The organism is Chitinivorax tropicus, from assembly GCF_014202905.1.
GTDB lineage: Bacteria > Pseudomonadota > Gammaproteobacteria > Burkholderiales > SCOH01 > Chitinivorax > Chitinivorax tropicus.
This window is the reverse complement of record NZ_JACHHY010000001.1, coordinates 208,259-222,292: the sequence shown is the minus strand read 5'-3', so window position 1 is coordinate 222,292 and position 14,034 is coordinate 208,259. Positions and strand designations below refer to the sequence as shown.

The 14,034-nt window shown below is 56.0% G+C and carries 15 protein-coding genes; 14 read left to right on the top strand and 1 reads right to left on the bottom strand.

What is annotated here, in order from left to right; translation table 11 throughout:
- The first annotated feature begins 22 nt into the window (after window positions 1–22).
- From HNQ59_RS00820 to lexA, 14 genes are all read left to right on the top strand, one after another.
- Window positions 23–421: a LapA family protein gene (locus tag HNQ59_RS00820; protein WP_246490802.1), complete on the top strand. Its 399-nt coding sequence runs from the start codon at window positions 23–25 to the stop codon at window positions 419–421.
- A gap of 123 nt (window positions 422–544) precedes the next feature.
- Window positions 545–1,708, top strand: a complete 1,164-nt coding sequence (gene lapB / locus HNQ59_RS00815; protein ID WP_221320155.1) for a lipopolysaccharide assembly protein LapB — start codon at window positions 545–547, stop codon at window positions 1,706–1,708.
- A 25-nt stretch (window positions 1,709–1,733) separates the two neighbouring features.
- Window positions 1,734–2,441 (top strand): orotidine-5'-phosphate decarboxylase, encoded by a 708-nt coding sequence (gene pyrF / locus HNQ59_RS00810; RefSeq protein ID WP_184033841.1) that lies wholly within the window; start codon window positions 1,734–1,736, stop codon window positions 2,439–2,441.
- A gap of 16 nt (window positions 2,442–2,457) precedes the next feature.
- Entirely contained in the window at window positions 2,458–3,780 is a 1,323-nt protein-coding gene (locus tag HNQ59_RS00805; RefSeq protein WP_184033839.1) for a nucleotide sugar dehydrogenase, read from the top strand.
- Between the two features lie 75 nt (window positions 3,781–3,855).
- Window positions 3,856–4,800 (top strand): D-glycero-beta-D-manno-heptose-7-phosphate kinase, encoded by a 945-nt coding sequence (rfaE1, locus tag HNQ59_RS00800; RefSeq protein WP_184033837.1) that lies wholly within the window; start codon window positions 3,856–3,858, stop codon window positions 4,798–4,800.
- Window positions 4,801–4,923: 123 nt separating this feature from the next.
- On the top strand, window positions 4,924–5,919 hold the full coding sequence (gene rfaD / locus HNQ59_RS00795) for an ADP-glyceromanno-heptose 6-epimerase (RefSeq protein ID WP_184033834.1): 996 nt from the start codon (window positions 4,924–4,926) through the stop codon (window positions 5,917–5,919).
- Between the two features lie 121 nt (window positions 5,920–6,040).
- The gene (locus HNQ59_RS00790) at window positions 6,041–6,502 is read left to right on the top strand and encodes a PaaI family thioesterase (protein WP_221320146.1); all 462 of its coding nucleotides are present in this window, start codon (window positions 6,041–6,043) and stop codon (window positions 6,500–6,502) included.
- 8 nt (window positions 6,503–6,510) lie between these two features.
- On the top strand, window positions 6,511–6,942 hold the full coding sequence (locus HNQ59_RS00785) for a PaaI family thioesterase (RefSeq protein WP_184033831.1): 432 nt from the start codon (window positions 6,511–6,513) through the stop codon (window positions 6,940–6,942).
- A 178-nt stretch (window positions 6,943–7,120) separates the two neighbouring features.
- Window positions 7,121–7,654, top strand: a complete 534-nt coding sequence (locus HNQ59_RS00780) for a DUF2059 domain-containing protein (RefSeq protein ID WP_184033829.1) — start codon at window positions 7,121–7,123, stop codon at window positions 7,652–7,654.
- A gap of 165 nt (window positions 7,655–7,819) precedes the next feature.
- On the top strand, window positions 7,820–8,416 hold the full coding sequence (locus tag HNQ59_RS00775; RefSeq protein WP_184033826.1) for a DUF2059 domain-containing protein: 597 nt from the start codon (window positions 7,820–7,822) through the stop codon (window positions 8,414–8,416).
- A gap of 256 nt (window positions 8,417–8,672) precedes the next feature.
- Window positions 8,673–9,758: a 3-phosphoserine/phosphohydroxythreonine transaminase gene (serC, locus tag HNQ59_RS00770; protein ID WP_184033823.1), complete on the top strand. Its 1,086-nt coding sequence runs from the start codon at window positions 8,673–8,675 to the stop codon at window positions 9,756–9,758.
- Complete coding sequence (locus tag HNQ59_RS00765; RefSeq protein ID WP_184033820.1) at window positions 9,755–10,405, top strand: LysE family translocator; 651 nt, start codon at window positions 9,755–9,757, stop codon at window positions 10,403–10,405. The genes serC and HNQ59_RS00765 overlap by 4 nt, the downstream gene beginning before the upstream one ends.
- 129 nt (window positions 10,406–10,534) lie before the next feature.
- Window positions 10,535–10,906, top strand: coding sequence for an MAPEG family protein (locus tag HNQ59_RS00760; RefSeq protein ID WP_184033817.1), 372 nt, complete (start codon window positions 10,535–10,537; stop codon window positions 10,904–10,906).
- 257 nt (window positions 10,907–11,163) lie between these two features.
- Window positions 11,164–11,769 (top strand): transcriptional repressor LexA, encoded by a 606-nt coding sequence (gene lexA / locus HNQ59_RS00755; RefSeq protein WP_184033814.1) that lies wholly within the window; start codon window positions 11,164–11,166, stop codon window positions 11,767–11,769.
- A gap of 204 nt (window positions 11,770–11,973) precedes the next feature.
- On the opposite strand, the gene HNQ59_RS00750 is transcribed toward lexA, so the two are convergent.
- Window positions 11,974–14,034: a putative bifunctional diguanylate cyclase/phosphodiesterase gene (locus tag HNQ59_RS00750; protein WP_184033811.1), complete on the bottom strand. Its 2,061-nt coding sequence runs from the start codon at window positions 14,032–14,034 to the stop codon at window positions 11,974–11,976.

Below are 14,034 nucleotides of genomic sequence, written 5' to 3'. Positions count from 1 at the left end.
TGCTTTTTTGTGCCGTGGATTGATGACTGTTGCGTACTTGCAACTTTATTTGTACGCCTTGCTAACGCGAATGGCCGTCTATCGGGTAAAATGCGCGGTTATCCAGACCTGCCAAAGAGACCTGATCGTGATGCGTTATTTCATCTGGGCCCTGCAGTTCGTTGTTTTCCTCTTGTTCTTGGGTTTTGCGCTGCATAACAGCCAAACCGTGTCACTCCGTTACTTTCTGGGCTATGAATGGCAAGCACCCTTGATACTGATGCTGTTGGTATTCTTCAGCATCGGCGCTGCCTTTGGGTTGCTGGCTGGTCTGGGACAATTGCTGAAGCTGCGCCGTGAAATACTGGTGCTCAAAAAAGAACTGCGCAGCCGTGGCACGCTGACACAAAGCGGCCCACAACAACCAGATGTGGTGATCTGACGCCTGATTCAGGGCTGACCCGCCTGGTCTTTCGCGTGTTCGGGGCGAGGCTGATGCAATGCTCCATACAGCAACACCTGTCAATAACACCTGTAAAGCTGATTTAGGAATACCCGCGTGGATATGGAGTTATGGTGGTTGGTACTGCCCCCCTTGTTTTTTGGCATGGGCTGGTTGGCCGCCCGGATCGACATTCGGCAACTGTTGCGTGAAACACGTAAATTGCCGCTGGCCTATTACAAAGGCTTGAATTTTCTGCTGAACGAAGAGCAGGACAAGGCCATTGCGGAATTCGCTGAAATCATCAAGAGCGACCCTCACTCGGTAGATCTCAATTTCGCTCTGGGCAGCATGTTCCGCCGCAAAGGTGAACATGAGCGCGCCATCTTGATCCATCAGAATCTGTTGGCCAGAAATGACATCTCGGCAGAGCAAAGGCTCAAAGGGCAATACGAGCTGGCGCTGGATTTCGTGAAAGCTGGCCTGTTCGACCGGGCAGAGGAGATGCTGCAGAAACTGGCGGATTCGCCTTACGCACGCACCGCCAGCCAGCAACTGCTGGACATCTACCAGCTGGAAAAGAACTGGGAGAAGGCCATCGAGACCGCCAACCGCTTGGCGGATGGGACGGCGTCATTCCAGAACGAAGTGGCGGAATTCCACTGCGAAATGGCACAGCGGGATATTGCCAATTCGCAGCCCGAGCAGGCACGCGGCAATCTCGAAAAGGCCTTGCAGATCCACCGCAAATGCGTGCGTGCCAACATGCTGCTGGGGGATATCGCCATGGCTGCAGGTGAATTGGACGACGCCATCGAGCATTGGAAACGGATCGAAAACCAGGACCCGCAATACCTGTCACTGGTGGGTAGCCGTTTGATGGAAGCCTATAAACAAGCCGGTCGGCCTGCCGAGGGAGTGCAGTTGTTGCGCACCTATCTGACCAGCTATCCATCGCTCGATATCGTCGATCAGGTGTTCCAGGCCATCAGTGAGCTGGATGGGCTGGATACCGCCAAGGAGTTTCTGTACGCCGAGTTGCGTCGGAATGCCTCGCTGCTGGGTTTGCGCTCGCTGGTCGAGGTGGAGCTGCATTATGTGGCCGCAGAGCGCCGCCCGGATCTGGAAGCGGTCCGCAATCTATTGCACGAACACACCAAGAAATTGGCCATGTATCAATGCCAGCAGTGCGGTTTCCGCGCTCGACAATATTATTGGCATTGCCCGGGCTGCGCAGGCTGGGAGAGTTATCTGCCCAAGTTGGGCGGTGGAGCCCGCGTCACCTGAATATATTCAAATAAACAGGATAGTCATGACCTCTCAATATGATCCAAAAATAATTGTGCCGCTGGACTATGCCAATGCGGCGACGGCCATGCAATTCGTGGGCCGCGTCGATCCATCCCTGTGCCGCTTGAAAGTCGGTAAGGAATTGTTCACAGCAGAAGGCCCTCGCTTTGTGGAGCAGTTGATCAAGACAGGGTTTGATGTATTTCTCGATCTGAAATTCCACGACATTCCCAACACCGTCGCTCAGGCTTGTAAGGCAGCGGCCAATTTGGGTGTGTGGATGGTCAATATCCACGCGCTGGGTGGCCGCAAGATGATGGAAACCACCCGCGAGGCATTGTCGGGTTTGTCACAGCGGCCCTTGCTGATCGGCGTGACCATCCTGACCAGTATGGATGCCACTCAGTTGGCAGAAGTGGGCCTCAACCCCGACCCGGCAGCCATGGTGGGTCGGTTGGCCGCGTTGGCCAAGGATTGTGGCCTGGATGGCGTGGTGTGCTCCGCGCAGGAGGCCGCCCAGCTGAAAGCCCAGCATGGGGCGGATTTCAAGTTGGTGACGCCCGGCATCCGTCCAGCGGATGCTGGTCTGGACGATCAATCCCGGGTCATGACGCCGGAGGCGGCGATCCAGGCTGGGTCGGACTATCTGGTCATTGGTCGCCCGATCACCCGTGCGGATGATCCCGTGGCTGCATTGATGCGTATTCGCGATGCTATCGCTCAGAATTGATTGAAGGATTCGAATTGTGAAGATCAGTATTATTGGAACGGGTTATGTGGGTTTGGTCACCGGCGCATGCCTGGCTGAGATGGGCAACAATGTGCTGTGTCTGGATGTCGATCCGCGCAAGATCGAGATCCTCAACAATGGCGGCATCCCCATCTATGAGCCTGGCCTGGAAGTCATGGTCAAGCGTAATGTGGCAGCAGGGCGCTTGGCGTTCACCACCAGTGTCGAGGCCAGCGTTGCCCATGGCACCTTGCAGTTCATCGCGGTCGGCACCCCGCCAGATGAAGACGGCTCGGCTGATTTGCAATATGTGGTGGCTGCTGCGCGTAATATCGGTCGTCATATGGCGGAATACAAAGTGGTGGTGGATAAATCCACCGTGCCAGTCGGCACCGCCGATCGTGTTCGTGAGGCCATCCGTGAGGAGCTGGCCCAGCGCGGCGTGCAGATCGATTACAGCGTGGTGTCGAATCCTGAATTCCTCAAGGAAGGCGCTGCCGTCGATGATTTCATGCGGCCAGACCGGGTGGTGATCGGTGCGGACGATGAACGGGCCCTCAGTCTGATGCGCAATCTGTATCAGCCTTTCCAGCGCAATCATGAGCGCATCATCATCATGGATGTGCGTTCTGCAGAATTGACCAAGTATGCTGCCAACGCCATGCTGGCGACGCGTATCAGCTTCATGAACGAGCTTGCCAATCTGGCGGAGGTCATGGGGGCGGATATCGAGCATGTCCGTAAAGGGATCGGCTCTGATCCGCGCATCGGGTATCACTTTCTGTACCCCGGTGTGGGCTATGGCGGCTCCTGCTTCCCGAAGGATGTGCAGGCTCTGCAACGCACCGCCAGTGAAAACGGCATCAATCTGCATGTGCTGAATGCGGTGGAGCGGGTCAACGATGCTCAGAAGTTCCGTATGCTGCAAAAGCTCGATAAACACTTCGATGGCGACTTGCAGGGCCGACATTTCGCATTGTGGGGGTTGGCGTTCAAGCCCAATACCGACGATATGCGTGACGCGCCCAGCCTGGTGATCATCCGTGGCCTGCTGGAGCGTGGTGCCACCGTGACTGCCTATGATCCGATCGCTGTGCATGAGGCACAACGGATACTGGGCAATGTGGAGGGCGTGCGATATGCCAGCTCACCGATGAATGCATTGGAAGGCGCTGATGCGCTGCTGATCGTGACCGAGTGGAAGGAATTCCGCAGCCCGGACTTCCCAGGGATCAAGGCGGCATTGAAGCGACCGCTGATCGTGGATGGCCGCAATATGTATGACCCAGCCCTGGTGCGGGGCTTTGAGTTGGAATACGACGCCATTGGCCGTAAATGACCCCAGTCGGTGTGTGATGGGACACCCAGCCGGCGTGACAGACGCCGGTTTTGGTATGGAACAGAAGGAAGACAGATGGATCGCGCTCAAGTCGATCAATTGAAATCAGCCATTCATGGCGCCCGTATTCTGGTGGTAGGGGATGTCATGTTGGATCGCTATTGGTTTGGCGATGTCAATCGGATCTCACCCGAGGCGCCGGTGCCGGTTGCGCTGGTCAACCGCAGCGAAGAGCGGGCTGGTGGGGCGGCCAATGTCGCCCGCAATGCAGCCTCATTGGGTGCGCAGGTCACCTTGCTGTCAGTGGTGGGGGATGATGAAGCGGGCACTGCCCTGGAAAAGCTGATGGCCAGCTCGGGCGTGAAGTGCTCGTTGCTGCGGGATGCCACCATCTCCACCATCATCAAGCTGCGGGTGATTGCGCGCCAGCAACAATTGATCCGTATCGATTTCGAGGCGCAACCGAGCCATGAAATCCTGGCGGCCAAACTGGACGACTTTCAAGAGGCCTTGCCAGAGCATGATGTCGTGATTCTGTCCGACTATGGCAAAGGTGGTCTCACCCATGTCGAAACCATGATGAAGCTGGCCCGCGATGCCGGCAAGGTGGTGTTGGTTGACCCGAAAGGGGATGATTATCGCCGTTATCAGGGGGCGACATTGTTGACGCCGAACCGTAGCGAATTCCGGCAAGTGGCGGGCAGCTGGCGGGACGAGGCCGAACTGACTGCCAAAGCCCAGGCACTGCGCCAGTCGTTGGCCCTGGAGGCATTGCTGGTCACGCGTAGCGAGGAGGGCATGAGTCTGTATCGTGAAGACAGCACGTTGCATGAGCCCACACAGGCCCGTGAGGTCTATGATGTATCCGGCGCGGGGGACACCGTCATTGCAACACTGGGCGTGATGCTGGGCGCGGGTCTGCCGATGTCGGAAGCAGTGCGTTGGTCGAACCGTGCGGCAGGTATCGTGGTGGGCAAACTTGGCACCGCTGTGGTGCAGCAGGATGAGCTGTTCGGCTGAGTACGGTTGACCGAGACACAATGCGCCACCGACACCTGGCGCTAGGATTTCAGCATTTCAAACCACCGGTCTGGCCGGTGATATAACAGGCCGGCATCGCCGCTGGCCGATGGAGAGACACACATGACCATCATCGTTACCGGCGCAGCCGGGTTTATCGGCTCCAATCTGGTCAAGGCGCTCAATGAGCGTGGGCAGACTGACATCATCGCAGTGGATAATCTGAAAAAAGCCGACAAGTTCAAGAACCTGATCGATTGCGAAATTGCTGATTATCTCGACAAGGAAGACTTCATCGAGCTGTTTCTGGATGGCGCGTTCGATGGCGATGTGGATGCCATTCTGCACCAGGGTGCGTGCTCCGATACCATGGAAACTGATGGCAAGTACATGATGGAGAACAACTATCGTTATACGCTGAGTTTGTTCGAGTACTGTCAGGCAGAAGATATCCCTTTCCTGTATGCATCCAGTGCCGCTACCTATGGCGCAGGCAAGGTCTTCCGCGAATCGCGTGAATTTGAAGGCCCACTGAACATCTATGGCTATTCCAAATTCCTGTTTGACCAAGTGGTGCGCCGTCGTTGGAACGAATTGACCAGTCAGGTCGTGGGGTTCCGCTACTTCAATGTCTACGGCCCGCGTGAGCAGCATAAGGGGCGGATGGCCTCGGTGGCGTCCCATCACTTCAAGCAATATCGTACCGAGGGGTGTGTCAAGCTGTTCGAGGGCTGCGATGGCTATGCCAACGGCGAACAGCGCCGTGATTTCGTGTCAGTCGAAGACGTCGTCAAGGTCAATCTGCATTTTCTGGATAATCCAGGCAAGTCCGGCATTTTCAACTTGGGGACCGGGCAGGCTCAGAGCTTCAATGATGTAGCGGTGGCCTCAGTCAACGCTTGCCGGGCGGCAGAAGGAAAGCCTGCGCTGAGCCTGGCGGAGCTGGTCGAGCAAGGCTTGTTGGAATATGTATCCTTCCCCGATGCCCTGAAAGGCAAATACCAGAGCTTCACCCAGGCGGATATCACCGCTTTGCGCAATGCGGGCTACGATCAGCCGTTCCTGACGGTGGAGCAGGGTGTGTCGCGCTATGTGCAATGGTTGTTGGCGCAGGCTTGAATGCTGAATCCAAATCGGCAAAACAAGTATGTTGCGATGCAATAACTGCTAGAATCCAGAACAGGATTGCTGACAGCCGGTGGCTTTCTACCGGCTGTCTTGTTTTGTGCAGGAGCCACACATGTCCATTTTGCCATTGCCAGTGGTCAACCAGGCGCTGTTTGAGTCGGTTGCACGCTGGTTCACCGAGATCCCCCATTCCAAGACGATAGGCCTGCAGTATGTCCAGGGCGAACGTGGCCGGGCCACCATGAAGATCGACTACCGGCCAGATCTGATCGGCAACCCCAAGACCGGCGTCGTACACGGTGGCGTGATCACATCGCTGATCGACACCACCAGCGGGCTGGCGGTGTTTTCACATCTGGCCGAGTCCGAAGCCATCGCAACATTGGATCTGCGGATCGATTATCTACAATCTGCGGTGCCCGGCCAGACCATCTACTGCACAGCTGAGTGTTATCGAATGACCAAGAACGTGGCATTCACCCGCGCCACCGCCTATCAGGATGGCCTGGATCAGCCGATTGCCTACAGTGTCGGCACATTCATGCGCGATTCGAACGCGGCCATATTGAAGTGAGGCGGACGATGAATCTAGTTGACAAACTGGCCACCGCAAAAAGCAGTGGCGACTATTCCGATATCATCGCCCAGATCCCCTACGCCACATTGCTGGGGGTCAAGATGACAGAACAAGATGGCGAGCCGTTCTTCACCTTGCCGTTCAATGCTGCCAATATTGGCAACACCTTGCTGCCGGCTTTGCATGGCGGGGCAATTGGTGGCTTTCTGGAGAATGCTGCGCTTTTGCATCTGATCTGGGCGAGGGAATCCAATGAAATCCCCAAGACGATCGATTTCTCGCTGGATTACCTGCGCCCTGGAAAAGCCCAGGACTTGTTTGCCGTCTGTGATATCACCAAGCAAGGCAAGCGGGTGGCCAATGTGTTGATGACAGCGTGGCAGACTGATCGTAACAAGCCGGTGGCAGTGGCTCGTGCGCATTTTCTGCTGGTATAGTGGGCGTTGTGCGGCCCGCCCATGAGCAGGTTGACCTGATGGGACGTGGCGATGTGTCGTGCGGCGCATCGCTGACCGATCCGAATATCGCTCGCCCATCCGGCGCTCATGACGCTGGCTTTGGCCAGGGTTGTCGGCTGTGGGGCCACGTCAACAAAACCTTGAGAGGAACCCTTGCATGAAACGATGGCAGGCTTTGCTGGCCGTGGCATTGGTGGTGCAATTGAATTGGGCAAATGCCGAGACACCCGTGCAGCCGGTATCAAGAGAAACAGTCAAAGCGCTCATTCAGCGTTTTGAGTTCAATGGCCAGTTGCAGCAGATGCTCGCGGCCATCGTGCAACAGACCCAATCCACCTTGCCGCAGGTGGCCGATGAGTGGATCGATCAGCGTCCCTATTGGGATTTCGACAAGCGCCAGCACAGCAAGCAGCAGCTCGCCAAGCAGCAGGACAAACTTCTGCAGGCCTTTGCCGATGAGATCAAACAACTGGATCTGACGGTGCTGATGGAAGACAACCTGTTGGCGGTATCCGGCCAATATTTCCAGGAATCAGACCTGCAGACTCTATTGCAAAGCCCGGTAGGCAGTGAAACCTCCAGCACACCACTGCCTGCCATGCTGACAGAGGCCATGCAGCGCACCATGAAGCAGATGATGCCACTGATCGGCGCCGCACGTGATCGGGCCATTGAAAAACAATTCAACTGACACCCTTGCCAGGGCAAAGTTGTGGTTTGGTCAAATGGACGATGCCTTTACACGGTAAAATCCATCCTGGGCTCTGTTGACATGATTCAAGGGCTGAGGCTTGTCAATATGACAACGGAGCATGGGCGGCAACATCCGCAATATATTCAAATAACGGAGAAGTAGATGAAACTGGTTAATGTGATGTATGCCGCATTATTGGGTGCAATGGTGGCAGGGCCGTTACAGGCTGCTGACGCACCGCTGACCCCCGAGAAACAGAAAGCGGCCAAAGAGCTGTTGGCCACGTTGGATGTGAAACGCTCTACCGCGCAGCTCAAGGAACTGATGTTCCGTCAATGGCTCATGGCAGCCTCATCCGCCGCGCCGCGTGCCATCAACGAAGACAAGACTTTGTCCGATGAGCAGAAGAAAAAGCTGATGGGCAATGGCGAGAAAGTCATGAAGATCATGGGTGACGATTTCAAAACCGCACTGGATAAGGTCGATATGACCAAGATTCTGGAAGGTGCGGCGGCGGAGGCCTATTCCAAAAGCCTGACCGAGCAGGAGATGCGCGAGGTGGCAGCATTCAACAACACCGCGACCGGCAAGAAGCTGCAACAGCTGCAACCGCAGATTTCGGCGGATGCCATGAAGCTGGCCACCGAGCGTGCCGCAGAACAGCTGCGTGGTGCCAAGCAGACTTCATTCGCTGACATGGTGAAGAAGATTGACAGCGCGCCTGCGCCGGCTGCCCCATCGAAGGACAAAGGCAAGTAAGCAACATGCCAGGCCAATGACATGGCCAGGCTGGCCAGAAAGCCGCTTTGCGACACGAAGCGGCTTTTCGTTTCTGGCGGGGCCACTGTATTGTGGTAAATAGCGCCAATTGTATGTATGCATGAGATGGGCCGCATTGCACAATACAGCCTGTGGTGTTGCCGATGTTGCTCAGACCTGCAGCCGGCGTGGGGCGTATCGTCCTGGTGTTGCGTAGGCCACCCATCTTTCTTCGAATTGATCAGACGAGGTAGTCGTGACCACGGTTTACAATTTCTCGGCAGGCCCCGCTGTGCTGCCCAAGGATGTTTTGCTGCAGACACAGCAGGAGTTGTTGGATTGGCATGGCTCAGGCATGTCAGTGATGGAAATGAGCCATCGCGGGCCTGAATTCACGCAGATCATTCAGGAGGCCGAGGCGGACCTACGGGATTTGATGGCGATCCCCGCTCATTACAAGGTATTGTTCCTGCAGGGGGGCGCGACCACTCAGTTCTCCGCGATACCCTTGAACCTCATCGGTCGTACCGGTAAAGCAGACTATGTGAATACTGGGCACTGGTCGAAAGGCGCCATTGCCGAGGCACGGCGCTATGGTGATATCCACGTGGCCGCCAGTGGCGAGGACCGGCAGTTCACCTATATCCCAGACCTGACTCGTTGGCAGGTCCGCCCGGATGCGGCCTATTTACACTACACGCCAAACGAGACCATTGGCGGTGTGGAATTCCAGAGCGTACCAACGGTAGGCGATATCCCGCTGGTGGCAGACATGTCGTCCAACATCTTGTCCAGGCCGGTCGACGTGAGCCGCTTCGGGCTGATCTACGCCGGTGCGCAAAAGAACATCGGCCCTTCTGGCCTCGTGATCGTCATCGTTCGCGAAGACCTGCTGGGCCATGCACTGCCGCTGACCCCTAAATTGATGAATTACCAGCTAGTGGCCGACAACGATTCGATGCTGAATACCCCGGCCACCTTTGCCGTCTATGTGGCTGGCCTGATCTTCAAGTGGCTGAAGGCCAAAGGTGGCGTGGCTGCAATGGAACAGATCAATATCGCCAAGGCCGATAAAATCTATGCAGCCATCGATGGCAGCCAAGGCTTCTACCGTAACCCAATCGACATCGCATGCCGTTCTCGAATGAATATTCCCTTTGTTCTGCATGATGACGCGCTGAACGCCGCTTTCCTGAAAGAGGCTGCCGACCATCGCCTGTTGCAGTTGAAAGGGCACAAATCGGTAGGCGGTATGCGCGCTTCCATCTACAACGCCATGCCCATGGACGGGGTCGATGCATTGGTATCCTTCATGCAGGATTTTGCTGGGCGTCATACATGATGCCGATCGATGTGGCGTTGTTACCGACCTTTCTGCTGGCCTGCCTGGCACTGGTAGTCATTCCCGGCCCGGATATGGCCTTGATCACGGCTTACACTGTCGCACAGGGGCGGCGAGCCGGCCTGCTCTGCACAGCAGGGATCGCGTTGGCTGGGGTGATGTTGGCGGCGCTGGTGGCCTCTGGTCTTGGTGGTGTCCTGCAAGTGATGCCGGCCTGGGTGGCGATCATCAAGGCTATCGGGGCGATCTATCTGCTGTGTTTGGGTATCCAGTCGTTGTATGGCGCTTGGCGGCCCACCTCAGTCAAGGGTGCTGGGTTGCCGACAGCGCCACAGGGAAACGGATGGGCCATTCTGATGCGTGGTTGTCTGGGCAATTTGACGAACCCGAAAGCTCTGCTGTTTTTCAGCTTGTTCCTGCCGCAGTTTGTGGTGCCTGGCCATGCCGCATTACCACTGCAATTGATCAGTTGGGGCGTGTTGCTCACGGCCTTGGCAGCCATATTCAATGTGCTGCTGGTCTGTCTGCTGGCCAGCATCCGTCAGCGCTGGCAAATGCCAAGACAGGCCTCACGGCTTGGTGACGGCGTGTTGGGTGTGGTCTTTGTCGGCTTGGCTGCACGGCTGGCGCTACCCAGGATCAATTGACAGCGCTGCTGCCCGCGCTGAGCCAATTGTGGACAAATCAGTGGTATATATTCCAGCTGCTGTTGGTTTGATTGCTACAATGGCATCCAAGTATCGTCGGCAATCTAATGTTCGTTTGGAGAGAAGTCTGTGACTGCTGCTTATTGGTGTGTCATGATCAGTGCCTTGATGCCGATCATCTGGGTTGCGCTTGCCAAGGCGCAGCCAGGTTACAACAATCGGGCACCCCGCCCGTATCTGGATAAACTCGAAGGGTGGCGTAAACGCGCCAGCTGGGCGCAGCAGAACAGTTGGGAGGCCTTGGCCATGTTTGCGCCAGCAGTGCTGCTTGCTCAGCAGGCACATGCCCCGCAGGACCGTATCGATACCCTGGCAATTGCTTTTGTGTTGATCCGTCTTGTCTATGGCCTGTGTTATCTCGCAGATCAACAAGCCTTGCGCTCATTGGTCTGGTTCGCCGGTATCGGCTGCACAATTGGAATCTATCTGGCTCCATTATGAGCATGCGCAGGTGAGTATCTGACTGCCAAGTGCTCACCTGTTGCCTGGATCTGTCGTGGTATTGCGTTGGCATCAACCGCCCGGGCTTGAAAAACAAGCCATGTCAGCGTTAAGATTCGGGCTGCCAGCCCTGTTCCGCTGGCGCCATTTCACCCAATCCCTCCAATTTCTTCATTTTTAACTGTTATTTTTTACAGTTTCTGTTCTATAATCCTGCTTGGAAATTTTGATCCTGATCTCAAGCAGGGAATACAACAATGGAACGATTAACCGCGCGTCAACAAGTCGTACTCGACTTCATCCGTGACTATATCCGCGAAAACGGCAGCCCACCGACATTTGCCGATATTGCAGAAGGGCTGGGCTTCCGCTCGATCAATGCAGCTGTGGATCATGTCAAGGCGCTGGTCAAGAAGAACGTGATCGAATTGCAGGCCGGCGTGGCACGAGGTATTCGCCTGAAGGACGAGGCCAAACAGGAAGGCTTGCCTGTCATTGGCCGTGTTGCGGCGGGCTCACCGATCCTGGCACAGGAGCATGTCGAGCATCATTATCTGGTGGACCCGAATCTGTTCTCCATGCCAGCAGACTATCTGCTGCGCGTGCGCGGCAACAGTATGATCAATGCAGGCATTCTGGATGGCGACCTGATTGCCGTTCATCGTACACAGACGATCCGGGAGGGGCAGATTGTCATTGCCCGTCTGCAAGATGATGTCACTGTCAAACGGTTCCACCGCAATGGCGAGGTGGTCGAATTGATCGCGGAAAACCCGGATTACCCACCTATCGTCGTTGACCCTCGTCGTGAAACACTTGATATTGAGGGGTTATGTGTCGGGGTGATCCGTTCGATGCAGTAATGCGTCGGATTGGCTGGGTGCCCGGCATCATCGCCATTATTGATGATGAGATGCAAGGCAGGATGATCAAGCAGGATGAGCCCGTAACAGACCCCATAGCGGGTAATACACCTGGCTCTCCGCCAGTGTCAGCCTGTATCCCGTCAGCGTGTTCCCGACGGCCAACCTGCTGTGGTATGTGCCGTTCAATCTTGCCAGCAGAGCCTAAGATGCTGTATCGGCCTCTCTGATCGAAGGATTGATTGGTCGTTTGGTGGAAAATTCGCTCAGGGGTCTGGGTGCCGCAATCCAGTAACCCTGTGCGAAGTCCACACGCAGTGCCTGTAATATATCCAGCACTTCAACCGTATCGACGTACTCTGCTATGGTTTTGAGCCCCATCAAGTGGCTGATTTCGTTGATGGAGGCGACCATGGCCCGGCTGATTGGGTCATGGGCGATGTCTCGGACAAATACGCCGTCTATTTTCACGTAATCCACAGGCAGTTGCTTGAGGTAGCCCATCGAGGATACCCCGCTGCCAAAGTCATCCAAGGAGAATCGACACCCCAATTTGCGCAGACGCTGCATCAGGTCAACGGCTTGTGGCAGATTCACGATGGCAGCTGTTTCGGTGATCTCAAAGCAGATTCGCTCAGCTGGCAGCGCATGCTGTTCAAGATGGGTGAGGATGAAATCAAACAATTCCGGGTCGCCCAAGGACATGCCCGACAGATTGATGGAGCACGTGGTCGGCATGGCGTGCCCCTGTTGTTGCCAAGTCCCAAGCTGCTCGAATACATGTGAGATCACCCAGCGATCGAGGGTGGGCATCAAGTTGTAACGTTCCGCTGCGGGAATGAAGGCCATCGGTGTGATCAGGGTGCCATGGCTGTCCATGATGCGCAGCAGCACTTCAATATGATCGATCGGGGCCTGGTGCAGAATATCCATGATCGGTTGATGGAACAGCTGTAGCTGCCCTTGTTCAAGCGCGTGATTGATGCGACCCACCCAATGCATTTCGCCTTGTCGTCGTTGAATCTCGGTATCACTTGCCTGGTGGATCTGGATACGGTTGCGACCACTATCCTTGGCGCTGAAGCAGGCCGCATCTGCATGGGCTAGCACCTGATGCAGATTGGCCGTTTCGGCATTGATCGCGGCCAGGCCAATGCTGGCACCCACACCAAATGATTTGCCTTCCCACGTAAAACGGAATCGATTGATGGTGTCCAACAGATTGCCGGCCAATTGGGATGCAGCCTCGATGGGTGTGTGTTCCATCAACAGGCCGAACTCATCGCCGCCCAATCGTGCCAGTATGGCGCCCTTGGGTACTTGCTGTTCCAATAACATCGACAATTGCCTCAGCAATGCATCGCCTGCGGCATGGCCACAGGTGTCATTGACAATCTTGAATTGATCGAGATCGAGATAACCGATTGCATGCGTGGCATGATGCATCTGTGCATTGGTGATGGCGAGGGCGACACGTCGCTCGAACTCAGCACGATTGATCAGGCCGGTCAGCGTGTCGTGGCTTGCTTGATGCCGGAGCTGACTGGTGGCATGTCGGATACGCTCCTGCAGGTGTTCCTGGGCGGATTCAATGGCTTCGGCCATACGATTGAAGCCATGCTCCAAGACGCCCAGCTCACCCGGGGAGGTACATTGCACCCGTTCATCCAGCTTGCCCGCGCCGAAGTGTTTGACTGCTCTGGAGAGGGCGCGGACTGGTTGTCGGAAGCCTTTGGATAGACGCCAGGCCAGGGCGCAGCTCAGCAAAATGCCGGCAACGCCGATCATCAGCGAATGGCGGATCATCTGATATCGCCGTTCGATCATATTCCGCTGGGTCAGTACCACTTCGACTTCGCCGAGATGGTGGTTTTGGGCGCCGTATTGCTGTGCGAAGTCATCCAGCGAGATCTCGATGTGTTCGATTGTGGCGCGGAACCGCTCCAGTGGCTCTTCCGGGCCTGGGTTACGACGTTGAATGCTTGCCAGCTCCCGCCCTTGATGGTCCTGGACACGGATGGACACCACATCGTTTGCAAGTGATGCAGAACGCAGCAGTTCGTCAAGGATGGCCACATTGCCCGACATCACGCCATATTCACACGCAGGGGCGAGGTTGCTGGCCAGCTGGGTGCCCCGGTCGTGTAGCGATTGCCGGAGATCGGTCAACTGGGTGCTGAGTGAGTGGGCGGTCAAGAGCACACCTAGTAGCAGCATTGGTGCGACCATCATGACAATCAGGCGGGGAAGGAAACCTTTCAGCAT

What these genes read in the sequence shown, in the direction of transcription:
- HNQ59_RS00820 (WP_246490802.1), top strand. Translation starts at nt 23, where the DNA reads ATGACTGTTGCGTACTTGCAACTTTATTTGTACGCCTTGCTAACGCGA.
- lapB (WP_221320155.1), top strand. Translation starts at nt 545, where the DNA reads ATGGAGTTATGGTGGTTGGTACTGCCCCCCTTGTTTTTTGGCATGGGC.
- pyrF (WP_184033841.1), top strand. Translation starts at nt 1,734, where the DNA reads ATGACCTCTCAATATGATCCAAAAATAATTGTGCCGCTGGACTATGCC.
- rfaE1 (WP_184033837.1), top strand. Translation starts at nt 3,856, where the DNA reads ATGGATCGCGCTCAAGTCGATCAATTGAAATCAGCCATTCATGGCGCC.
- rfaD (WP_184033834.1), top strand. Translation starts at nt 4,924, where the DNA reads ATGACCATCATCGTTACCGGCGCAGCCGGGTTTATCGGCTCCAATCTG.
- HNQ59_RS00790 (WP_221320146.1), top strand. Translation starts at nt 6,041, where the DNA reads ATGTCCATTTTGCCATTGCCAGTGGTCAACCAGGCGCTGTTTGAGTCG.
- HNQ59_RS00785 (WP_184033831.1), top strand. Translation starts at nt 6,511, where the DNA reads ATGAATCTAGTTGACAAACTGGCCACCGCAAAAAGCAGTGGCGACTAT.
- HNQ59_RS00780 (WP_184033829.1), top strand. Translation starts at nt 7,121, where the DNA reads ATGAAACGATGGCAGGCTTTGCTGGCCGTGGCATTGGTGGTGCAATTG.
- HNQ59_RS00775 (WP_184033826.1), top strand. Translation starts at nt 7,820, where the DNA reads ATGAAACTGGTTAATGTGATGTATGCCGCATTATTGGGTGCAATGGTG.
- HNQ59_RS00765 (WP_184033820.1), top strand. Translation starts at nt 9,755, where the DNA reads ATGATGCCGATCGATGTGGCGTTGTTACCGACCTTTCTGCTGGCCTGC.
- lexA (WP_184033814.1), top strand. Translation starts at nt 11,164, where the DNA reads ATGGAACGATTAACCGCGCGTCAACAAGTCGTACTCGACTTCATCCGT.
- HNQ59_RS00750 (WP_184033811.1), bottom strand. Translation starts at nt 14,034, where the DNA reads ATGCTGAAAGGTTTCCTTCCCCGCCTGATTGTCATGATGGTCGCACCA.